The 22,912-nt window shown below is 71.2% G+C and carries 13 protein-coding genes; 2 read left to right on the plus strand and 11 right to left on the minus strand.

Annotation, left to right across the window (positions count from 1 at the left end; all coding sequences use genetic code 11):
* Positions 1 to 45: 45 nt before the first annotated feature.
* From pyk to pta, 3 genes are all read right to left on the minus strand, one after another.
* Positions 46 to 1,473 (minus strand): pyruvate kinase, encoded by a 1,428-nt coding sequence (pyk, locus tag ACWGJY_RS04095; RefSeq protein ID WP_453259229.1) that lies wholly within the window; start codon positions 1,471 to 1,473, stop codon positions 46 to 48.
* A 61-nt stretch (positions 1,474 to 1,534) separates the two neighbouring features.
* Entirely contained in the window at positions 1,535 to 2,746 is a 1,212-nt protein-coding gene (locus ACWGJY_RS04100; protein ID WP_453259230.1) for an acetate kinase, read from the minus strand.
* Between the two features lie 63 nt (positions 2,747 to 2,809).
* Positions 2,810 to 4,960: a phosphate acetyltransferase gene (gene pta / locus ACWGJY_RS04105; protein ID WP_453259231.1), complete on the minus strand. Its 2,151-nt coding sequence runs from the start codon at positions 4,958 to 4,960 to the stop codon at positions 2,810 to 2,812.
* A 234-nt stretch (positions 4,961 to 5,194) separates the two neighbouring features.
* Between pta and ACWGJY_RS04110 the strand changes: the two genes are divergently transcribed.
* Positions 5,195 to 6,220 (plus strand): ATP-dependent 6-phosphofructokinase, encoded by a 1,026-nt coding sequence (locus tag ACWGJY_RS04110; protein WP_453259232.1) that lies wholly within the window; start codon positions 5,195 to 5,197, stop codon positions 6,218 to 6,220.
* A gap of 88 nt (positions 6,221 to 6,308) precedes the next feature.
* On the opposite strand, the gene ACWGJY_RS04115 is transcribed toward ACWGJY_RS04110, so the two are convergent.
* The 4 genes from ACWGJY_RS04115 to ACWGJY_RS04130 form a co-directional block, all read right to left on the minus strand.
* Positions 6,309 to 8,861, minus strand: a complete 2,553-nt coding sequence (locus ACWGJY_RS04115; RefSeq protein WP_453259233.1) for an ABC transporter permease — start codon at positions 8,859 to 8,861, stop codon at positions 6,309 to 6,311.
* Between the two features lie 79 nt (positions 8,862 to 8,940).
* Positions 8,941 to 9,741, minus strand: a complete 801-nt coding sequence (locus ACWGJY_RS04120; RefSeq protein WP_453259234.1) for an ABC transporter ATP-binding protein — start codon at positions 9,739 to 9,741, stop codon at positions 8,941 to 8,943.
* Positions 9,742 to 10,092: 351 nt separating this feature from the next.
* On the minus strand, positions 10,093 to 10,782 hold the full coding sequence (locus ACWGJY_RS04125) for a response regulator (protein ID WP_453259235.1): 690 nt from the start codon (positions 10,780 to 10,782) through the stop codon (positions 10,093 to 10,095).
* 37 nt (positions 10,783 to 10,819) lie between these two features.
* Positions 10,820 to 12,481, minus strand: coding sequence for a sensor histidine kinase (locus tag ACWGJY_RS04130; protein WP_453259236.1), 1,662 nt, complete (start codon positions 12,479 to 12,481; stop codon positions 10,820 to 10,822).
* 167 nt (positions 12,482 to 12,648) lie between these two features.
* On the opposite strand from ACWGJY_RS04130, the gene ACWGJY_RS04135 reads away from it, so the two are divergent.
* Positions 12,649 to 14,055, plus strand: coding sequence for a cation:dicarboxylate symporter family transporter (locus tag ACWGJY_RS04135; RefSeq protein WP_453259237.1), 1,407 nt, complete (start codon positions 12,649 to 12,651; stop codon positions 14,053 to 14,055).
* Between the two features lie 99 nt (positions 14,056 to 14,154).
* Here the strand turns inward: ACWGJY_RS04135 and glgB are convergent, their stop codons facing one another.
* From glgB to ACWGJY_RS04155, 4 genes are all read right to left on the minus strand, one after another.
* Positions 14,155 to 16,635: a 1,4-alpha-glucan branching enzyme gene (glgB, locus tag ACWGJY_RS04140; protein ID WP_453259238.1), complete on the minus strand. Its 2,481-nt coding sequence runs from the start codon at positions 16,633 to 16,635 to the stop codon at positions 14,155 to 14,157.
* A gap of 95 nt (positions 16,636 to 16,730) precedes the next feature.
* Positions 16,731 to 18,239 carry a maltokinase N-terminal cap-like domain-containing protein gene (locus tag ACWGJY_RS04145; protein WP_453259239.1) on the minus strand — a complete coding sequence of 503 codons (1,509 nt, stop codon included), beginning with the start codon at positions 18,237 to 18,239 and terminating at the stop codon, positions 16,731 to 16,733.
* Between the two features lie 327 nt (positions 18,240 to 18,566).
* The gene (treS, locus tag ACWGJY_RS04150; protein ID WP_453259240.1) at positions 18,567 to 20,285 is read right to left on the minus strand and encodes a maltose alpha-D-glucosyltransferase; all 1,719 of its coding nucleotides are present in this window, start codon (positions 20,283 to 20,285) and stop codon (positions 18,567 to 18,569) included.
* A complete protein-coding gene (locus ACWGJY_RS04155; protein WP_453259241.1) occupies positions 20,282 to 22,285 on the minus strand; it encodes a maltotransferase domain-containing protein in 2,004 nt (667 codons plus the stop codon). Before ACWGJY_RS04155 ends, treS begins: the two co-directional genes overlap by 4 nt.
* Between the last annotated feature and the right edge of the window lie 627 nt (positions 22,286 to 22,912).

Consider the following 22,912-nt stretch of genomic DNA (forward strand, 5'->3'; position numbering starts at 1 on the left):
GCCCCTCGAAGGGGGCGGCCCACCGCCGTTCCGCGTGCCGGGCGCTCAGCCCTGCTGGCTGCCGAGGTGGTGCACCCGCACCATGTTGGTGGTGCCGGGGACACCGGGGGGCGAACCGGCGGTGATCAGCATGGTGTCGCCCTCGCTGTAGCGCTTGAGCTTGAGCAGCTCGGCGTCGACCAGGTCGACCATCGCGTCCGTGTTGTCGACGTGCTGCACCACGAAGCTGTCCACGCCCCAGCTCAGCGTGAGCTGGTTGCGGGTGGAGCTGTCGGTGGTGAAGGCCAGGATCGGCTGGGTCGCGCGGTAGCGGGAGAGCCGGCGGGCGGTGTCGCCGGACTTGGTGAAGGCCACCAGCGCCTTGCCGTCCAGGAAGTCGGCCATCTCGCAGGCCGCACGGGCCACCGCGCCACCCTGTGTACGCGGCTTCTTGCCGGGCACCAGCGGCTGCAGGCCCTTGGAGAGCAGCTCCTCCTCGGCCGCCTCGACGATCTTCGACATCGTCTTGACGGTCTCGATCGGGTAGGCGCCGACGGACGACTCGGCGGAGAGCATGACCGCGTCGGCGCCGTCGAGGATGGCGTTGGCGACATCGGACGCCTCGGCGCGGGTCGGCCGGGAGTTGGTGATCATCGACTCCATCATCTGGGTCGCGACGATCACCGGCTTGGCGTTCCTGCGGCACAGCTCCACCAGGCGCTTCTGCACCATCGGGACCTTCTCCAGCGGGTACTCCACCGCCAGGTCACCACGGGCGACCATGACGGCGTCGAAGGCCATCACGACCTCCTGCATGTTGGCCACCGCCTGCGGCTTCTCCACCTTGGCGATGACCGGGACCCGGCGGCCGACCTCGTCCATGACGCGGTGCACGTCCTGGACGTCCTTGGCGTCGCGCACGAAGGACAGGGCGACCATGTCGCAGCCCATCTTCAGGGCGAACTTGAGGTCCTCGATGTCCTTCTCGGACAGCGCGGGGACATTCACCGCGGCGCCGGGCAGGTTGATGCCCTTGTGGTCGGAGATGACCCCGCCCTCGATGACGATGGTGCGCACCCGCGGGCCGTCGATCTCGACGACTTGGAGGGCGACATTGCCGTCGTTGATCAGGACCGGGTCGCCCTTGGAGACGTCGCCGGGCAGGCCCTTGTAGGTCGTCCCGCAGATGGTCCGGTCGCCGGGCACGTCCTCGGTGGTGATGACGAACTCGTCGCCGCGCACCAGCTCCACCGGGCCGTCGGCGAAGGTCTCCAGGCGGATCTTGGGGCCCTGGAGGTCGGCCAGCACGCCGACCGCGCGGCCGGTCTCCTCGGAGGCCTTGCGGAGGCGGTGGTACCGCTCCTCGTGCTCCGGCTGGGTCCCGTGGCTCATGTTGAATCGGGCCACGTTCATGCCGGCTTCGATCAGCGTCTTCAGCTGCTCGTAGGAGTCGACGGCGGGGCCCAGGGTGCAGACGATTTTGGAACGGCGCATGGGCGGAATCCTATCGGTTTGTTTCGGAGCGGAATATTTCGGTAGGCGGAAACACCGAGTCCTAGGCGCTGACCAGGGCGTATGTCTGCTGGGCGATCTCCAGCTCCTCGTCCGTCGGCACGACGGCGACCGCGACCCGAGCGTATTCCGGCGAGATCAGCCGGGGCTCGTCGGACCGTACGGCGTTGCGCGAGACGTCCACGGCCATCCCCATTTCCTCCAGGCCCGCGAGGGCGGCCTCGCGCACCGGGGCGGCGTTCTCCCCGACGCCCGCGGTGAACGCCACCGCGTCGACGTGGCCGAGCACCGCGCTGTAGGCGCCGATGTACTTCTTCAGCCGGTGGATGTAGATGTCGAAGGCGAGCCGGGCGCGCGCGTCACCCTCGTCGATCCGGCGCCGGATCTCCCGCATGTCGTTGTCCCCGCACAGCCCGGTCAGACCGCTCTTCTTGTTGAGCAGCACATCGACCTCGTCCTCCGACATCCCGGCCACCCGCTTGAGGTGGAAGGTCACCGCCGGGTCGATGTCACCGGAGCGGGTACCCATGACGAGCCCTTCCAAGGGGGTCAGCCCCATCGAGGTGTCCACACAGCGGCCGCCGGCCACCGCCGAGGCGGAGGCGCCGTTGCCCAGGTGCAGCACGATGACGTTGACCTCGGAGGGGTCCTTGCCCAGCAGCGCCGCGGTCTTGCGGGAGACATAGGCGTGCGAGGTGCCGTGGAAGCCGTAGCGGCGGATGCGGTGCGCGTCGGCGGTCTCCACGTCGATGGCGTAGCGGGCCGCGTACTCCGGCATCGTGGTGTGGAAGGCGGTGTCGAAGACCGCGACCTGCGGCAGGTCGGGGCGCAGCGCGCGGGCGGTCCGGATGCCGGTGATATTGGCCGGGTTGTGCAGCGGGGCGACCGGCACCAGCCGCTCGATCTCCTGGAGCACCGCGTCGTCGATCACGGTCGGCTCGGTGAACTTCAGCCCGCCGTGCACCACCCGGTGCCCGATCGCGGCCAGCTCGGGGGAGTCGAGGCCCAGCCCGTCGGCGGCCAGCTCGGCGGCGACGGCCTTCAGGGCGGCCTCGTGGTCGGCGATGGCGCCCTCGGTGTCGCGTGTGGCGCCCCCGGAGTGCAGCGGGCTGTGGGCCAGGCGCGAGGCCCCCTCGCCGATCCGCTCCACCAGCCCGGCGGCGAGCCGGGAGCCGTCGTGCATGTCGAGCAGCTGGTACTTCACCGACGAAGAGCCGGAGTTGAGGACGAGGACGCGGGTGGCGGTGGCAGTCATGGAGCGCTTTCCGATGGGGTGCGGGGACGGGGGTGTGGGGGTGGGGATGGGGGAGCCGCCGGGTCAGGCGGTGTGGCCGGCGCCGGGCTGGGCGCCCTGTGCCTGGATGGCGGTGATGGCCACGGTGTTGACGATGTCCTGGACCAGGGCGCCGCGCGAGAGGTCGTTGACCGGCTTGCGCAGCCCCTGCAGGACCGGGCCGACGGCGACCGCACCGGCCGAGCGCTGCACGGCCTTGTAGGTGTTGTTGCCGGTGTTGAGGTCCGGGAAGATCAGCACGGTGGCCTTGCCGGCCACGTCGGACTCGGGGAGCTTGGTCCGCGCGACCGCCGCGTCCACCGCCGCGTCGTACTGGATCGGGCCCTCGACCAGCAGGTCGGGGCGCAGCTCGCGGACGATCTCGGTGGCCTTGCGGACCTTGTCGACGTCCGCGCCGGAGCCCGAGGTGCCCGTGGAGTACGACAGCATCGCGATCCGCGGCTCGACACCGAACTGGGCGGCGGTGGAGGCCGACTGGATGGCGATGTCCGCGAGCTGTTCGGCGTCCGGGTCCGGGTTGACCGCGCAGTCGCCGTAGACCAGCACCCGGTCGGCCAGGCACATGAAGAACACCGAGGACACGATCTGGGCGCCCGGCCTGGCCCGCCCGTCGCCCGCCACCGCCCCACCTGACGCGCTCCGCGCGGCACCAGTCGTTTTGATGATCTCGAAGGCGGGCCGGATGGTGGCGGCGGTGGAGTGCACCGCGCCGGAGACCATGCCGTCGGCCAGGCCCTCCTGGACCATCAGGGTGCCGAAGTAGGAGACGTCCGCGACCACGTCGAAGGCCAGCTCGATGCTGACGCCCTTGTGGGCGCGCAGCGCGGCGTACCGCTCGGCGAACCGCTCGCGCAGCCCGGAGGTCTGCGGGTCGATGATCTGGGCGCCCGCCAGGTCGATGGCCAGGTCGGCGGCGCGCCTGAGGATCGCCTCCTCCTCGCCCAGCAGCGTCAGCTCGCAGACATCGCGGCGCAGCAGGACGTCCGCGGCCCGCAGCACCCGCTCCTCGCTTCCTTCCGGGAGGACGACCCGGCGGCGGCCGGAGCGGGAGCGCTCGATCAGCTCGTGCTCGAACATCATCGGTGTGACCCGGCCGGAGCGGGCGACGGAGATGCGGTTCGTCAGCTCCACGGTGTTCACATGCCGCTCGAACAGACCGAGCGCGGTCTCCGCCTTCCGCGGCGAGGCGGCGTTCAGCTTGCCCTCGATGGCGAACAGCTCGGCCGCGGTCGGGAAGGAGCCGCCGGGCACGGAGACCACCGGGGTGCCGGGGGCGAGCCGGGCGGCCAGCGCCATGATGTCGGGGCCGGGCTTCTCGTCGAGGGTGAGCAGCACACCGGCGATCGGCGGGGCGCCGGCACTGTGCGCGGCGAGCGAGCCGATGACCAGGTCCGCCCGGTCCCCGGGGGTCACCACGAGAGCGCCGGGGGTGAGCGCCTTGAGGAAGGTCGGCAGCATGGCGCCGCCGAAGACGAAGTCCCGGGCGTCCCTGGCGAGCCCGGAGTCGTCGCCGAGCAGCACCTCGGCACCGAGGGCCTGCACGATCTGGCCGACGGTCGGCGCGGAGAGCGAGCCGTCCTCGGGGAGCGCGTAGCAGGGCACGGGGAGCTGCGCGGAGAGCCGGTCGACGACGGCCTCACGGTGCCCGGGGGCGACCCGGTTGACGACCATGGCCACGACATCGCAGCCCAGCGAGTGGTAGGCGCGGTAGGCGTTGCGGGCCTCGGCGCGTACCGACTCGGCCTGCTGGCCCTGGCCGCCGACGACGGCCAGCACGGAGGCGCCGAATTCATTGGCGAGCCGTGCGTTGAGGTTCAGCTCGGCCGGGAGGCTGGTGGCCGCGAAGTCCGAGCCGAGGACGAGCACGTACTCGTAGTCCCTGGCCACCGCATGAAAGCGGTCGACGAGCCGGGAGACCAGCTCGTCGGTGCCGCGTTCGGCCTGGAGGGCGGCGGCCTCCGCGTAGCCGAGGCCGTAGACCGTGTCGGGGGACTGGGTGAGCCGGTAGCGGGCCCGCAGCAGATCGAACAGCCGGTCGGGCCCGTCGTTGTGGATCAGCGGGCGGAAGACCCCCACCCGGTCGACATGGCGGGTCAGGAGCTCCATGACTCCCAGCTCGACGACCTGGCGGCCGTCGCCGCGGTCGATACCGGTCACGTACACGCTCCGCGTCACGCGTGCTCTCCGATCCATTCCGTGGGCGGCAAGGCGCAAAATTCAGCCGTTATGGTGAGCTTGTCCCTCTTGACAATACCTGCGTATGTGGATAAGTCGCTCTCCCAGTTTCCCTTGCGGAGCCCGTGCGAGGACAGTAGGGGTGAGGTCCGTGTACGAGGGGAGGGCCGGTCGTCCGTGAAACAATCGGACCGGCTCACACGAACCAACAGCGAGCACAGGAGACACAGCACGATGCGTATCGGAGTCCTCACCGCAGGCGGCGACTGCCCCGGCCTGAACGCTGTGATCCGGTCTGTTGTCCACCGCGCCCTCACCGGACACGACGACGAGGTCATAGGTTTCGAGGACGGCTTCAAGGGCCTGCTCGAAGGACGCTTCCGCAAGCTCGACCTCGACGCGGTCAGCGGCATCCTCGCCCGCGGGGGCACCATCCTCGGCTCGTCCCGTCTGGAGCGCAACCGGCTCCGTGAGGCCTGTGAAAAGTCCAAGGACCTCTCCAAGGACTACGGCATCGACGTCCTGATCCCGATCGGCGGCGAGGGCACCCTCACCGCCGCCCGGATGCTGGCGGACGCCGGAATGCCGGTCGTCGGCGTCCCCAAGACCATCGACAACGACATCTCCTCCACCGACCGCACCTTCGGCTTCGACACCGCCGTCGGTGTCGCGACCGAGGCGATCGACCGCCTCAAGACCACCGCGGAGTCGCACCAGCGGGTCATGGTCGTCGAGGTGATGGGACGGCACGCGGGCTGGATCGCGCTGGAGTCCGGAATGGCCGGCGGAGCCCACGGCATCTGTCTGCCCGAGCGTCCCTTCGATGTGGACGACCTGGTCACGATGGTCGAGGAGCGCTTCGCCCGGGGCAAGAAGTTCGCGGTCGTCTGTGTCGCCGAGGGCGCCCACCCGGCCGAGGAGACCATGGAGTACAAGAAGGGCGCGATCGACCAGTTCGGGCATGAGCGGTTCACCGGTATCGGCAACCACCTCGCCGTCGAGCTGGAAAAGCGCCTCGGCAAGGAGGCCCGCCCGGTCATCCTCGGCCATGTCCAGCGCGGCGGTACCCCCACCGCGTACGACCGGGTGCTCGCCACCCGCTTCGGCTGGCACGCCGTCGAGGCCGCGCACCGCGGCGACTTCGGCAAGATGACCGCACTGCGCGGCACCACCATCACGATGGTGCCGCTGCACGAGGCGGTCACCGAGCTCAAGACCGTGCCCGCGAGCCGGATGGACGAGGCCGAGTCGGTCTTCTGATCCCGGCGGTTCCCGCAACCACCAACGGCGGCGCGCCGTCCCGCGGTTGAGGGGCGGCGCGCCGCCGTGGTGCGGGGCGGTCGGGCGGTCACTGCGCGCCGATGGCCGCCAGCACGTTCAGCCGGGCCGCCCGGCGGGCCGGCCAGAGGGCGGCCAGCACGCCTACCACCAGCGCGATCAGCAGGAACAGCCCCAGCCTGCCCCAGGGCAGCAGCAGTTCGTACGTGGGGAGCCCGTGGCTGATCAGGTTGCCGGAGGCCCAGGAGAGGAAGATGCCCACGCCGATGCCCAGGATCGCGCCGAACAGCGAGATGACCACGGATTCCAGCCGGACCATCTGCTTGATGCCGCTGCGGGCCAGTCCGATCGCCCGCAGCATCCCGATCTCGCGGGTCCGCTCGAAGACCGACATGGCGAGGGTGTTGACGACGCCCACCACCGCGATGATCACGGCCATGCCCAGCAGTCCGTAGACGATGTAGAGCACGGTCTCGATCTCCCCGGCGTTCTCCTTGCGCAGGTCGGCGTGGTCCTGGACCTTCAGCAGCGGGCTGTCGCCGAGGGCGTGCCGGATCTGCTTCTCCAGCGCCTGGGTGCTGCCGGCCTCGGTCTTCACCAGCAGCTCGTCGTTCTTCAGCTGGGTCAGATGCGGGTCCACCAGCGACGTGCCGCTGATCGCCTCGCCGACCACCGGGTTGTCCGCGTAGATCCCGACGATCTTCAGCTTCGTCTTCTTCTTGTCCAGGAAGGTCCCGTCGAAGGTGTCGCCGGTCCGCCAGCCGTGCTCCTTGGCCGCGGACCGGGAGACCGCGATGCCGTCGGCGCCGGGCGCCGTCAACGAGCCGCTCGTGAAGTCCAGTTGGGCGACCTTGCCGATCGCCGCGAGGTCGGTGCCGGTCAGGCTCAGGGAGGAATTGCCGGTCGCGACGCCCGAGTGGCGCAGCGGGGCCATCGCCTCGACGCCGGGGATCTGCGCCACCTTCTGCGACAGCTTGGTGTCCAGACCGATGTACGTCAGGGTCGCGATCTTGTAGTCGGCCTTCAGCCCGTTGGCCGTCATCTTGTCCATGGCCTGCTGTGCCGAGTTCCCGACGACCGTCATGCCGGTCATCAGGGTGAGGCCGATCATCAGCGCCGATGCGGTGGCCGCCGTACGGCGCGGGTTGCGCAGCGCGTTCTCCTTGGCCAGCTTGCCGCCGATACCGAAGAGCCGGGTGGTGACCACGCCCGCCAGCGAGACCAGGGGCCGGGACAGCAGCGGCGCGAGGATGATGACGCCGGTGAGCGTCAGCATCGCGCCCGCCATGGCGACCGGCAGGTCGTCGGAGGACTTCAGCGTGGTGACGTAGAGCATGACCGCGACACCGAGGCCGGTGATGACCGCGCCGAGGGAGTTGCGGATCACCAGACTGCGCGGCGCCGGGGGCGCCTCGACGGTGCTGAGCGCCTCCACCGGGGCGATCTTCGCCGCCTTGCGGGACGGCAGCCAGGCGGCCAGTACGGTCACCACGACACCCACGCCGAGCGAGGAGAGCACCGCGGTCGGGCTGATGATGACCGGCCCGTCCGGGAAGCCCGCGCCGTTGGCGTCGAGCACCGCCCGCAGGCCCACCGCGATCGCCGTGCCCAGCCCGAGCCCGATCACGGACGAGACCAGGCCCAGCACGGCCGCCTCGATGAGTACCGAGCGCACCACCTGCCGGCGGGAGGCACCGACCGCGCGGAGCAGGGCGATCTCCCGGCTGCGCTGGGAGATCAGCATGGTGAAGGTGTTGGCGATGATGAAGATGCCGACGAAGAGCGCGATACCGGCGAAGACCAGCAGCGTCTGGCTCAGGGACTTGTTCCGTTCGGTGACCATCCGGGACTGTTCGGCGGCGAGTTCGGTGCCGCTGGTCGCCTCGGCGCGGCCCTTGGGCAGCACCTCGCGGACCTTGCCGGTCAGCGCCTGCTGATCGGCGCCGGGCGCGGCGCCCACCACCAGGTCGTCGAACTGGCCGGGGTGCAGATACAGCTTCTGTGCGGTGGCGGTGTCGAAGAGCGCGAGGCTGCCGCCCGCGGTCACCTGCGGGTCGTCGGTCGTGACGATGCCGACCAGCTTCTTCGTCAGCACCGGGCCGTCGGTGGCGAACCGCACGGCGTCGCCCACCTTGTGGCCGGCCGCCTTGGCGGTGGCCTCGTCCAGCGCGATCTCGTTCCCGGCGACCGGTCCGCGGCCCTGCAACAGCGGATAGCGGGCGTCGTAGCCGTCCTTGTCCGGCTGGAAGTTGACGGCGAGGTTCTGCCAGCCGTTGCCGATCGGGATGCCGTCCGGGCCGGCCAGGGTGGCCGTGCCGGTGACATTGGGCCGCACGGACTCCACACCGGGCAGTGCGCGGACGGTGCGCACCAGCTTGTCGTCGAGGAGGGTGGTGCGCTTGCCGTCCTTGCCGGTATCCGGCCCGTTTTCGCCGGAGACGGCGTGGACGGAGACGGCCACGTCCTTGAGGTTCTTGCTGGAGGCCTTCTTGATGGCCTCGCCGACGGTGTCACTGAAGATGAGGGTGCCGGCGACGAAAGCGACGCCGAGCAGCACCGCGAGCGCGGTCATCATCAATCGGGCTTTGTGCGCAAGGACATTGCGCAGGGCGGTTCGCAGCATGGTGGTGTCAGTCCTGGGTCCGGTGGGCTCGGGAGGAGGGCAGCGCCCCGGGGGGGGGCGGCGGTGCGGCGCGCCGGCGTCAGCGCGTACGGCCCTTGGCGTCGAACAGCCGCATCCGGTCCAGGACGGCGTCCGCGGTCGGCTCGTGGAGTTCCTCGACGATCCGGCCGTCAGCGAGGAAGACCACCCGGTCCGCATAGCTCGCGGCGACCGGGTCATGGGTGACCATCACGACCGTCTGCTCCATCGCCCGCACCGACTCCCGCAGGAAGCCCAGCACTTCGGCACCGGAGCGGGAGTCGAGGTTGCCGGTCGGCTCGTCCGCGAAGATGATCTCCGGCTGGGCGGCCAGCGCCCGTGCGACCGCGACCCGCTGCTGCTGGCCGCCGGAGAGCTGCGCCGGCCGGTGCGTGAGCCGCCCGGACAGGCCGACGGTCTCGATCACGGCGTTGAGCCACTCCCGGTCGGGCTTACGGCCCGCGATGTCCATCGGCAGCGTGATGTTCTCCAGCGCGCTCAGCGTCGGCAGCAGGTTGAACGCCTGGAAGATGAAGCCGATCTTGTCCCGGCGCAGCCGCGTCAGCTGCTTGTCGTTCAGCGACGCCAGCTCCATGTCGCCGATCCGGGCCGAGCCGGAGGAGATCGCGTCCAGGCCGGCCATGCAGTGCATCAGCGTGGACTTGCCGGAGCCGGACGGGCCCATGATGGCCGTGAACCGGGCCTTGCCGAACTCGACCGAGACGGAGTCCAGCGCGACCACGCGGGTTTCCCCCTGACCGTAGACCTTGCTCAGATCCGTGGCGCGGGCGGCGACGGCGGCACCGGCACGGGTGGGGGCGGGGGAACCGGGGTAACCCGGGAAGGCAGCCGCGTGGGACACGGGGACTCCTGGAGAGGGGACGGAAGACTCGATGTCCCTATTCTCGAATGTGCAGGTCAGCGTGGACCTCAGCCGCAAGGCCCGAAAGCCGTACCGGCCGGAAGTGCCATCGCCGTGCCCGGTGTCATTCTCTGGACGGACGGCCGTCCGACCTGCGGCCGACGGGGCATCCCGGGGCGTCTGGGGGATGCGGGCGGAATCCAGGGCCGCCGCTCGCCGGCCCGCCCGCGCCCGGAATTCCGCCCGGATGCCGTCCGGAAAAGCGCGCCCCGCCCTGCCGGACTCATCGGCGCTGCCCCCAACCGGCCACGGCGGGCTGCCCGCTGAAAGCGGGTCACCGGTCACCGCCGGTCAATGGCCCGACCATCGATAGCGCAGTTCGGGGCGGCCGACCTGGCCGTACTGGGGGGCGCGGGCGGCCCGGCCGCTCTCCACGAGATGTTCGAGATAGCGGCGGGCCGTGATCCGGGAGATGCCCACGTCGGCGGCCGCCTCGGCGGCCGTCAGCCCGCTCCCGGCGGCCCGCAGCACATCGGTCACCGCCCGCAGGGTGGCCGCGGTCAGGCCCTTGGGCAGCGCGGCCGGACGCGGTGCGCGCAGCGCGGCGATCGCCCGGTCCACCTCGTCCTGCCCGCTGGCCTCGCCCGTGGTGGCACGGAACTCCGCATAGCGGGTGAGCCGGTCGCGCAGGGTGGCGAAGGTGAACGGCTTCAGCACGTACTGCACCACACCGAGCGAGACGCCCTCGCGCACCATCGCCAGATCGCGGGCGGAGGTGACCGCGATGACATCGACGGTGTGGCCGGCCGCGCGCAGCGTCCGCACCAGCTGCAGCCCGTGGCCGTCGGGCAGGTAGAGGTCGAGCAGCAGCAGGTCGACGGCGTGCGCTTCGAGGTGGCGGCGGGCGTCGCCGCCGGAGTGCACGGTGCCGGAGACGGTGAAGCCGGGCACCCGCCCCACGTACAGGGCGTGTGCGTCGGCGGCGACCGGATCGTCCTCGACGACGAGGACCCGGATGTCGGAGGGGGTCACCGGGCACATCCTCTCCCGGCCGTCCGGATGGCGCCCACCGCCCCGCTCATGCCGTCGCCCCCGTCCGCAGCGGCAGTCGTACGGTGAACCGGGCGCCGCCCTCCGGCGGCCGGTCCAGGGTGACGGTGCCGCCGTTGCGCCGTACGGCCTGCTGGACCAGGGCCAGGCCCAGACCGCGGCCCCGGGCGGGCGCGACCGTGTGCCGCTTGGTGCTCCAGCCCCGCCGGAAGATCTCCTCGGCGGTGCCGGCGGCCACCCCCGGGCCGTTGTCCGCCACCCGCAGCAGCAGCTCGTCGCCGTCCACCCGCGCGGTGACGTGCACCCGCGCCGGCTCGGCGGCGGTGTGCTCCTGGGTGGGGGCGGCGGCGTCGAGGGCGTTGTCGAGGAGATTGCCCAGCACCGTCACCAGGTCGCGGGCCGGCAGACCGGGCGGCAGCAGTCCGTCGTCGATCCGGCTGTCGGGGGTCAGGGTCAGCTCCACGCCGCGCTCATTGGCCTGGGCGGCCTTGCCGAGCAGCAGCGCGGCGAGCACCGGCTCGGCGACCGCGCCGACGACCTGGTCGGTCAGCGCCTGGGCCAGCTCCAGTTCCGCGGTCGCGAACTCCACGGCCTCCTCGGCGCGCCCCAGCTCGATCAGCGAGACCACCGTGTGCAGCCGGTTGGCGGCCTCATGGGCCTGCGAGCGCAGCGCCTCCGTGAAGCCGCGTACCGAGTCCAACTCGCCGGAGAGCGCCTGGAGTTCGGTGTGATCGCGGAGAGTGACCACACTGCCGCGCCGCTCGCCGCCGGAGACCGGCGCGGAGTTGACGACCAGCACCCGCTCGGCGGTCAGCTGTAGTTCGTCGACGCGCGGGCCGGGCGCCAGCAGCGCCTCGGTCAGCGGCTCCGGCAGCCCCAGCTCCGTGACGCGGCGGCCCACCGCGTCGTCCGACAGCCCCAGCAGCTCCCGCCCGCCGTCGTTGATCAGCGCGACCCTGTGCTGCCCGTCGAGCATCAAAAGCCCCTCGCGTACGGCGTGCAGCGCGGCCTGGTGGTAGTCGTGCATCCGGCTGAGCTGCGCCGCGTTCATCCCGTGGGTGTGCCGCCGCAGCCGGGCATTGATCACATACGTCCCCAGGCCGCCCAGCGCCAGCGCCGCCGCGGCCACGCCGACCAGCGCGAGCACCTGGTCACGCAGCTGCTGGCTGATCGTCTCGATGGTGATCCCGGAGCTGACCAGGGCGGTGATCCGGCCGCCGTGCCGCGGATCGCGGACCGGCGCGACGACCCGCACGGACGGCCCGAGCATCCCCATATGTGTCTCGGGGAAGACCGAGCCGCGCAGCGCCGGGCCGATGTGCCCCAGGTACTTCTTGCCGATCGCGGACGGCTCGGGATGCGTCCAGCGGGTCCCGTCCGGGGCCATCACCACCACGAAGTCGACACCGGCATCGTGCCGCAGCCGCTCGGCGTACGGCTGGAGCGCGGCCGTCGGGTCCTTGGTCCGCGCCGCCGCCACCACCGCCGGGGAGTCGGCGACGGCGGTGGCCGCCGCGGTCGCCTGCCGCCGCGCGGTCTCCTCGGCCTGCCGTCCCGCGCTGACGTACGCAAAGACCGCGCAGCCCATGACGACCACCGCCACCAGCACGACCTGCATCGCGAAGAGCTGCCCGGCGAGGCTGCGGGGGCCGCGCAGCCGCCGGGACGGGCGGGGTCGGGGGAGTCGCATGCAGAACAGTCTGCACGGTCGCTTCCGGAACCGGCCGTGCGGTCACTTTTTGCGTGAACGAAATGCACGTAAGGGTGACGGGCGCCACAGCGGCGTGCATAGTCGCCGGGACTTGTTGTGTGACAGAGCCGCAGATCAGCGCACAGCCGTAGACCGAGGAGGCAGCCGTGGCTGCACAAACCCCGTTGTCCGGGGGCACCACCGAGGAGACCGTGCCGGCGAAGCGGGACCGGACCCACTTCCTCTACCTCGCCGTGATCGGGGCGGTGCTGCTCGGCATCATCGTGGGCTTCGCCGCCCCCGGCGTCGCCGTCCAGCTCAAGCCGCTCGGCACCGGGTTCGTCAACCTGATCAAGATGATGATCTCGCCGGTCATCTTCTGCACCATCGTGCTGGGCGTCGGCTCGGTGCGGAAGGCCGCCAAGGTCGGCGCGGTCGGCGGGCTGGCACTGGGCTACTTCATGGTGATGTCCACCGTCGCGCTGGCCATCGGCCTGGTCGTCGGCAATCTGCTCGACCCCGGGTCCGGCCTCCATCTGACCGAGACCGTCCGGCACGCGGGCCACGCCCAGACCGAGGGCGGCGGGGAGTCGCTGCCCGACTTCCTGCTCGGCATGATCCCCAAAACGCTGGTCTCCGCCTTCACTCAGGGCGAGGTGCTCCAGACGCTGCTGGTGGCGCTGCTGGTCGGCTTCGGACTGCAGTCGCTGGGCTCGGCGGGCGAGCCGGTGCTGCGCGGCGTCGGGCACCTCCAGAAGCTGGTCTTCCGCGTGCTGGCCATGATCATGTGGGCGGCGCCGGTGGGTGCCTTCGGCGCCATCGCGGCGGTCGTCGGCGAGACCGGCGTGGACGCGCTGAAGTCGCTGGCCGTCATCATGATCGGCTTCTACACCACCTGTCTGCTGTTCGTGATCGTGGTGCTCGGCGCGCTGCTGCGGCTGGTCGCCCGGGTCAGCATCTTCCAGCTGCTGAAGTACCTCGCCCGGGAATTCCTGCTGATCCTGTCCACCTCCTCCTCGGAGTCGGCACTGCCCCGGCTCATCGCGAAGATGGAGCACCTGGGCGTCAGCAGGCCGGTGGTCGGCATCACCGTCCCCACCGGCTACAGCTTCAACCTCGACGGCACCGCCATCTATCTGACGATGTCCTCGCTGTTCGTGGCCGAGGCGATGGGCAAGCCGCTGCCGCTCGGCCAGCAGATCTCGCTGCTGGTGTTCATGGTCATCGCGTCGAAGGGCGCGGCGGGCGTCACCGGCGCGGGCCTGGCGACGCTGGCCGGCGGGCTGCAGTCGCACCGCCCCGAACTGGTCGACGGCGTCGGCCTGATCGTCGGCATCGACCGCTTCATGAGCGAGGCGCGCGCCCTGACCAACTTCGCCGGCAACGCGGTGGCCACCGTCCTGATCGGCACCTGGACCAAGGAGATCGACAAGGCCCGGGTAACGGAGGTGCTGGCCGGCCGGCTGCCGTTCGACGAGAAGACGCTGGTCGACGACGCCTCCGCCCAGCCGGCCGCCGCACCCGTCGTCGAGCCGCGGGACGGCGGGGCGCAGAAGACGTCCGTCAAGCTCTGATCCCGGGACGCAGGAGGGGAGAAGGGGCGGGTGCCGGCACCCGCCCCTTCGGCGTTCCCGGGCGGCGGTCTCCGCGCGCCCTCGCGGTGGTGCGGGCGCTCAGACCGGTCGCAGCCAGACGGTGGCCAACGGCGGAAGCACCGGGGTGAGGGAGGCGGCGCGGCCGTTCCAGGGGGTCGGTTCGGCCGTGAGGAGACCGGGGTTGGTGACGCCGCTGCCGCCGTAGCGCGGGTCGTCGGTGTTGAGAACCTCCCGCCAGGCGGGGACGGTGCCGGGGACACCGAGCCGGTAGGCATGGCGGACGACGGGCGAGAAGTTGGTGACCGAGAGCAGCGGGGAGCCGTCGGCCGCGAAGCGCAGGAAGGAGAAGACGTTGTCCTCGCTCGCGTCGCCGTCGATCCAGGCGAATCCGGCCGGGTCCGTGTCGCGCTCCCACAGCGCGGGCGTGGCGGCGTACCGGCGGTTCAGCTCGCGGACGAGATCGCGTACGCCCCGGTGGTCCGGCTCCGCCTCGTACGACGGGTCGAGCAGCCACCAGTCCGGGCCGTGGCTCTCCGCCCACTCCGCGCCCTGCGCGAACTCCTGCCCCATGAAGAGGAGTTGCTTGCCGGGGTGGGCCCACATGAACCCGAGGTAGGCCCGGTGGCCGGCCCGCTGCTGCCACCAGTCGCCGGGCATCTTCGACACCAGCGCCCGCTTGCCGTGCACCACCTCGTCGTGGGAGATCGGCAGCACATAGTTCTCGGAGTAGGCGTAGATCATGGAGAAGGTCATCTCGCCGTGGTGGTACTTGCGGTGCACCGGCTCCTTGGAGACATAGCCCAGGGAGTCGTGCATCCAGCCCATGTTCCACTTCAGCCCGAAGCCCAGACCGCCGAAGCCGCCGGGCCCGACGTGGTGGGTGGCGCGGGTGACGCCGTCCCAGGCGGTGGACTCCTCGGCGATGGTGACGACGCCGGGGCAGCGGCGGTAGACCGTCGCATTCATCTCCTGGAGGAAGGCGACCGCATCGAGGTTCTCCCGGCCGCCGTGGATGTTCGGCGTCCAGCCGCCCTCCTCGCGGGAGTAGTCGAGGTAGAGCATCGAGGCGACGGCGTCCACGCGCAGCCCGTCGACATGGAACTCCTCGCACCAGTAGACGGCGTTGGCAACCAGGAAGTTGCGGACCTCGGTGCGGCCGTAGTCGAACTCCAGGGTGCCCCAGTCCGGGTGCGCGGCCCGCTGCGGGTCCTGCGGCTCGTACAGCGGGCGGCCGTCGAACTCCGCCAGCGCCCAGTCGTCGCGCGGGAAGTGCGCCGGCACCCAGTCCATCAGGACGCCGATCCCGGCCCGGTGCAGTGCATCGATCAGGAACCTGAAGTCGTCCGGGGTGCCCATCCTCGCCGTGGGCGCATAGAACCCGGTCACCTGATAGCCCCAGGAGCCGCCGAAGGGGTGCTCGCAGACCGGCATGAACTCGACGTGGGTGAAGCCCAGGTCCTTTACGTAGGCGGGAAGTTGGACGGCCAGCTGGCGGTAGGTGAGGCCGGGGCGCCAGGAGGCGAGATGCACCTCGTAGACGGAGAACGGCGCCTCGTGCACGGGGCGCTCGCCGCGCCGGGCCATCCAGTCGGCGTCCGTCCAGCGGAAGTGCGTGGTGTCCACGACCGAGGCATTGGCCGGCGGGCACTCGGTCCGCCGGGCCATCGGGTCGGCGCGTACGGTCCGCGAGCCGTCCGGCCGGGTGATCTCGAACTTGTACAGCTCGCCCTCGCCGATGCCCGGCACGAAGAGCTCCCAGACGCCCGAGGAGCCCAGCGAGCGCATCGGGTGGCCGGTGCCGTCCCAGTAGTTGAAGTTGCCGACGACCCGGACGCCCCGGGCATGGGGCGCCCAGAGGGTGAAGCGGGTGCCGCGCACGCCCTGGTGGTCCATGATCCGCGCGCCGAGCGCCTGCCACAGCTGCTCGTGCCGGCCCTCGCCGCACAGATGCAGATCCAGCTCGCCGAGCGCGGGCAGAAAGCGGTAGGGGTCCTGCACCGTCAGCGAGTTGTCGCCGTAGTCGACCAGCAGCTCGTACTCCGGGACGGTGCGCAATGGCAGCACCCCGGCGAACAGCCCGTCGCCCTCGGCGGGCAGATCCGCGCGCAGACCCTTCGCGAGGACCGTGACGCCCTCGGCACAGGGCCGCAGGACCCGGATGAGCAGCCCGCCGCGCACGGGGTGGGCGCCGAGCAGCCCGTGCGGGTCGTGATGGGCACCGCCCAGGAGCCGGCCGCGGTCCTCGTCGGACAGCGGGGCGGCGGCCCGGACGCCGTGGCTGCCGGACCCCGGCTGCGCCGCACGGGACGGACCCGCGGGCCGCTCGGCCCGGCCGGGCGCCGCGGTCGCCTCGCGGGGTGCGGCCGCTTCGCGGGGTGCGGCCGGCCGGGTGACGGCGGCGGCCCGGACCGCAGGGCCGGCGAAGGTGCCCCGCTCGGCGGTGGCCGGCGGCCGGGACGCCGCCGTGTGGCCGGACCGCCCCGCCGCGCTGTCGTCGGTCGCACCCGCAGCGGGCGCGGGGTCGGGAGTGGTGGGGCGGGACGGCGGGCGGGCGGTCACGAGTGGGCCTCCTCGGGGCGGGGCGGGGCGGGACGGGACGTCGGTCGGGTCGGTGGGGCGTACGGGCAGCGGCTCGGCGGTTCGTCTGCGGCCCCTCACCCCCAGCCGTTGTCGGACCCGGCGGACCGGGCCGGGCCGGCCCCGTCCGCCCCCACGGCAGGCTCCCCGCCGGCCGCCAGCCGCCGGATGGCGGCCATCGGGACGGACAGCCAGTCGGGCCGGTGCCGGGCCTCGTAGAGCACCTCGTAGACGGCCTTGTCGGTCTCGTAGGCGCGCATCAGTTCGGGCACGGAGCGCGGATCGAGCCCACCGGCCTCCGCATAGCCCCGGCAGTAGGCCTCGCGGGTGCGCCGGGCCCACTCCAGCGACCAGGGGTCCCCGCCGGCCGGTCCGCTGCGCGCGGCGTAGTCGAAGGAGCGCAGCATCGCGGCGATATCGCGCACCGCCGGCTGCGGGCGGCGCCGCTCGGCCAGCGGGCGGGCGGGTTCGCCCTCGAAGTCGATCAGCGACCAGCGGCCCTCGTCGGCGGAGCGCAGGGTCTGGCCCAGATGCAGATCGCCGTGGATGCGCTGGGCGGCCCAGCTGCGCCCGTCGTGGCCGATCGCGGCCAGCGCGTCGAAGGCGGTGCGCAGCCGGGGGCGGTAGGGCTGCAGCACGGGCACCGCACGGGCGGTGGCCGCCAGCCGCTCGTTCATCCCGGCGGCGATCGCCGCCAGCTGCGGGCGGCGCAGCTCGGTGGTCGGCAGTGTCTGGGCGAGCGCGGTGTGCACCTCGGCGGTGGCATGGCCGAGCGCCCGCGCCGAGCCGGTGAAGTCGGCGCGGACGGCCAGCGCGTGCAGCGCCAGCTGCCAGCCGTCCGCCGAACCCGGCAGGAACGGCTGGAGCACGCCGAGCGTCGTCGCCTCGCCGCCCTCCTCGGCCGCCGCCGACTCGAACCATGCGGCGGGCGCGGGCACCCGGCCGCACTTGGCGTCCGCCAGCGCCCGCGGCAGCTCCAGATCCGGGTTGATGCCCGGCTCGATCCGCCGGAAGACCTTCAGAATGAAGGAATCGCCGTAGACGATCGAGGAGTTGGACTGTTCGACGGCGATCGGCCGGCCCGGCAGCCCGGAGGGGATGTCGGCGCCGGGTTCCCGGCAGAAGCGCAGCGCGCCGAGCCGGCCCGGCACCCGCAGCCGCTCCAGCAGCAGCCCGCACAGCCGGTTGTCGAGCAGTGCGTCGTAGACGGTGCGGCCGCGCAGTGGGCCGCCGCCGGGACGGCCGATCACGGCGGGCGCCAGCTGCGGTGACAGCGCCGGATGCACCCCCAGCAGAAGCTGGTAGCAGTCGTCGCCGGCCGGTGTGCGGCTCGGTGGCGCGCTCTGCTGGGCGCGGACGAGCAGGAGCAGCAGACCGGGCGCGCTCGCGTCGGTGCACGGCAGCAGCTCGGTCGCCGAGAGCAGCGTGAAGCCGGTGATCAGCCGTCCCTTGCCGGCGAACCAGCGCTGGCGCGGTACCCACTCGGCGAGCAGGGGCGCCAGCGAGGACAGCAGATCGGGTGCGGCGACGAGCGGGCGGTGATCAGGGGTGTTTCGGGTGGCACGGGTCGAGGCGGTGTCCGACATGGCGTCGCGTCCTTTCCCCGGGCACACGACATATAGGGCAAAGTGTCCCGGAATACGGCCTGGACTGTGCGATGGCGCGGTGGGGGTACCCCCAGACGGAGTCCGGGAGAGCATCGTGCGAGATCGTCCGTACGGCAGCGGTATTCCGGCGTGCCCTGCTCCGCTGCACGGCGGCTCCCCCTGCCGGGCCGGGGGCCGACGACGGCTCACCCGGCCCGTGCGGTACTGGGGAGGCTGCCCGGGTGAAAGGTCAAAAAACGCCCGTACGCGCCATGCGGCCGCGTACGGGCGTGTTCCCGGCACCCGTGCCCGGTCGGGGCACTGGGGCTAGCCGGAGTTTCTGCGCAGCCGGAACCAGTAGAACCCGTGGCCCGCGAGGGTCAGCAGATACGGCAGCTCCCCGACGGCCGGGAAGCGGACACCGCCGATGAGTTCCACCGGATGGCGGCCGCTGAACGCCCGCAGGTCCAGCTCCGTGGGCTGGGCGAAGCGCGAGAAATTGTGCACGCACAGCACCAGGTCGTCATCCGCGCCGCCGCTGCCCGGTGCCTCCCGCAGGAAAGCCAGCACGGCCGGATTGGTGGAGGACAGCTCGGTGTAGCTGCCGAGCCCGAACGCCGGGTTCTGCTTACGGATCTCGATCATCCGGCGGGTCCAGTGCAGCAGCGAGGAGGGCGAACTCATCGCGGCCTCGACGTTGGTGACCTGGTAGCCGTAGACCGGATCCATGATCGTCGGCAGGAAGAGCCGGCCCGGGTCGCAGGAGGAGAATCCGGCATTGCGGTCCGGCGTCCACTGCATCGGGGTGCGCACCGCGTCCCGGTCGCCGAGCCAGATGTTGTCGCCCATGCCGATCTCGTCGCCGTAATAGAGAATCGGCGAGCCCGGCAGGGACAACAGCAGGGCCGTGAAGAGCTCGATCTGATTGCGGTCGTTGTCGAGCAGCGGGGCCAGCCGGCGGCGGATGCCGATATTGGCGCGCATACGCGGGTCCTTGGCGTACTCCGCGTACATGTAGTCGCGCTCTTCGTCCGTGACCATTTCGAGGGTCAGCTCGTCGTGGTTGCGCAGGAAGACGCCCCACTGGCAGCCGGACGGGATCGCCGGGGTCTTGGCGAGGATTTCCGAGACCGGATAGCGCGATTCACGGCGTACCGCCATGAAGATGCGCGGCATGACCGGGAAGTGGAAGGCCATATGGCATTCGTCGCCGCCGACACCGTAATCGCCGAAATAGTCGACGACGTCCTCCGGCCATTGATTGGCCTCGGCCAGCAGCACGGTGTCGGGATAGTGTGCGTCGATCTCCGCGCGGACCCGTTTGAGGAAGGCGTGCGAGGCGGGCAGATTCTCGCAGTTGGTGCCCTCCTCGGCGTAGAGGTACGGCACGGCGTCCAGCCGGAAGCCGTCGACCCCCAGGTCGAGCCAGAAGCGCAGCGCGGAGATCATCTCCTCCTGGACCGCCGGGTTCTCGTAGTTGAGGTCCGGCTGGTGGGAGAAGAAGCGGTGCCAGTAGTACTGCTTGCGGACCGGGTCGAAGGTCCAGTTGGAGGCCTCGGTGTCGACGAAGATGATGCGGGCGTCGGCGTACTGCTTGTCGTCGTCGGCCCACATGTAATAGTCGCCGTACGGCCCGTCGGGGTCGGTGCGCGACTCCTGGAACCACGGGTGCTGGTCGCTGGTGTGGTTCATCACCATGTCGATGATGACCCGCATGCCGCGATGGTGCGCGGCGTCCACGAAGTCCACGAAGTCGGCCAGATCGCCGAATTCGGGAAGCACCGCGGTGTAATTGGCGACATCGTAACCGCCGTCCCGCAGGGGGGATTTGAAGAACGGCGGCAGCCAGAGGCAGTCCACCCCCAGCCATTGCAGATAGTCGAGCTTCGCCGTGATGCCCTTGAGGTCGCCGATGCCGTCGCCATTGCTGTCCTGGAAGGAGCGCACCAGGACTTCGTAGAAGACGGCCCGTTTGAACCAGTCGGGATCGCGGTCCTTCGCCGGGGTGTCCTCGAATGTGTCGGGGACAGGCTCATTGACGATCAATTGGGTGACCCTCCGATCGGTGAGGACGGTCGCAGCGACAGCACATGGGCGGGCGCGAGCGAGCGGCCCGGCTCCAGGCGCACATAGTTGTCCCTGCCCCAGTGGTAGGTATCGCCGGTGAGCTCGTCGCGCACCGGAAAGGACTCGAGCCGGCCGAGGCCGAGTTCCGGCATGTCCAACGACACCGTCGCCTCGTGGGTGTGGTGCGGGTCGAGGTTGACCACCGTGAGCACCGTGTCGGCCCGGTCGCCGTGCCCCTCGTGCTTGGAGAAGGCAATGACGGCTTCGTTGTCGACGTGGTGGAAATGCAGATTGCGCAGCTGCTGCAGGGCAGGGTGCCGGCGGCGGATGCGGTTGAGCGTGGAGATCAGAGGGGCGATGGTGCGTCCCTCCCTGGCCGCCGTGTCCCAGTTGCGCGGCCTCAGTTGGTACTTCTCCGAGTCGAGGTACTCCTCGCTGCCGCGGCGCAGCGGCGTCGACTCGCAGAGTTCGTATCCGGCGTAGGCCCCCCAGGCGGGGGAGAGGGTGGCGGCCAGGACCGCGCGCACCTCGAAGGCGGGCCGGCCGCCCTCCTGGAGGTAGGCGTGCAGGATGTCCGGAGTGTTCACAAAGAAGTTGGGCCGCAGATAGCCGGCACTGTCGCCGCTCAGCTCGGTCAGGTAGGAGGTCAGCTCCTGCTTGGTGTTGCGCCAGGTGAAGTACGTGTACGACTGGTGGAAGCCGATCCGGGCGAGGGTGTGCACCATGGCCGGCCGGGTGAAGGCCTCGGCGAGGAAGAGCACATCCGGGTCGGTGCGGTTGATCTCGCCGATCACCTTCTCCCAGAAGGCCACCGGCTTGGTGTGCGGGTTGTCCACGCGGAAGATCCGTACGCCTTTCGCCATCCAGAAGCGCAGCAGCCGTTCGGTCTCGCGGACCAGTCCGCGGAAGTCGGCGTCGAAGGCGATCGGGTAGATGTCCTGGTACTTCTTCGGCGGGTTCTCGGCATAGGCGATCGAGCCGTCCGCGCGGTGATGGAACCACTGGGGGTGCAGGGTGACCCAGGGGTGGTCGGGGGAGCACTGCAGCGCGAAGTCCAGGGCCACCTCCATCCGCAGCTCGCGGGCCGTGCGCACGAAGTGGTCGAAGTCCTCGAAGGTGCCCAGGTCCGGGTGGAGCGCGTCATGGCCGCCGGCCGCCGAGCCGATCGCCCAGGGGGAGCCGACATCGTCCGGGCCGGCCGAGAGCGCATTGTTGGGGCCCTTGCGGAAGGAGGTGCCGATGGGGTGGACCGGCGGCAGATAGACCACGTCGAAGCCCATGGCGGCGACGGCCGGGAGTCGTTCGGCGGCGGTGCGCAGGGTCCCGCTGACGGCCGTGCCGTCCGGGGCGACGGTGGCGCCCTCGGAGCGCGGGAAGAGCTCGTACCACGAGCCGTACAGCGCCCGCCGGCGCTCGACCACCAGGGGCATCGGGCGCGAGACGGTCAGCAGTTCGCGCAGCGGGTGGCGGTCCAGCGCGGCGGTGACCTGGGGGGAGAGCGCCGCGGCCAGTCGGGTGGCGGCGGGCAGGTCGGGGTTGCGCAGGGTGTCCACGGCGGCGAGCACCGACTCCCGGCCGTCGCTCTTGGGGACCTCCGAGGCCGCCCGCTCATGGAGCCCGGCGCCCTCGGCGAGCACCAGCTCGGTGTCGATGCCCGCCGGGATCTTGATGACGGCGTGGCGCCGCCAGGTGGTGACCGGATCGGACCAGGCCTCGACGGTGAACGACCAGCGGCCCTCGATGCCGGGGGTGACCTCGGCGCTCCACCGGTCGGTGCCGGGCACCCGTTCCTGCATCGGGGTCCAGGAATCGCAGCGGCCGGCCGGATTGCGCAGCACCACGTTCGCCGCGACGGCGTCGTGCCCTTCGCGGAAGACCGTGGCCGAGACTTCGAACGTCTCACCCACCACCGCCTTCGCCGGGCGGCGGCCGCAATCGATCTGCGGGTGGATGTCCAGAACAGGAATGCGACCGATCATGGGCTCACCTGGGCTTGTGATGCTTTGCGGGGTTTTGTCCTTTGTATCCGCTCCACGGCCAGGGGGCCGGGTGCGGGCATGGGCGCTCCTGTCCGCTTTCACTCGGCTGGCGGATGGCACGGCGGGGCGGGTCGGCGCTCCCCCGGCCTCCGGTCGGTGGTTCCCCCGGTGGATCCTGTGCAGGTGTGCAACGCGGGTGAGGAAGGGCGTACCCGGTGAGCCTTCCCGCGGACGGCGGCCGGACAATCCGGCGGAAGGTGAATGACCGGTACGTGGCCACGGACCCGCCGTGGCCCGGCAGAAACTCCCCCGCCCCCGCGCGGGAGACTGCGGCGCTGCGCTGACACGGTCGGCGTTCGCCTCCTCAACTCGGTGTGATCTCAGCGGAGTTGCGGTGTGCGGGTGTCCGGTGGTGCCGCGCCGGGGCCCATCGGCGCCACAGGGCAGCCTCCCTCTGCCGGGGAGTCCGTACAAGGGCGCATGCGGGGGTGGAATCAGCCATATCGGGGACGCCGCGGCCGGGCGGGCCGCCGGGTGTGGTGGAGCGGTGAACCAGGCATTTCCGCAGGTGAGTTGCCGGAAAAGCCGGGGGCCGCCCTCATGGCATGCCGGTGGCATGCGAAAGCC

The sequence above is a fragment of the Streptomyces sp. NPDC054765 genome, assembly GCF_053612065.1.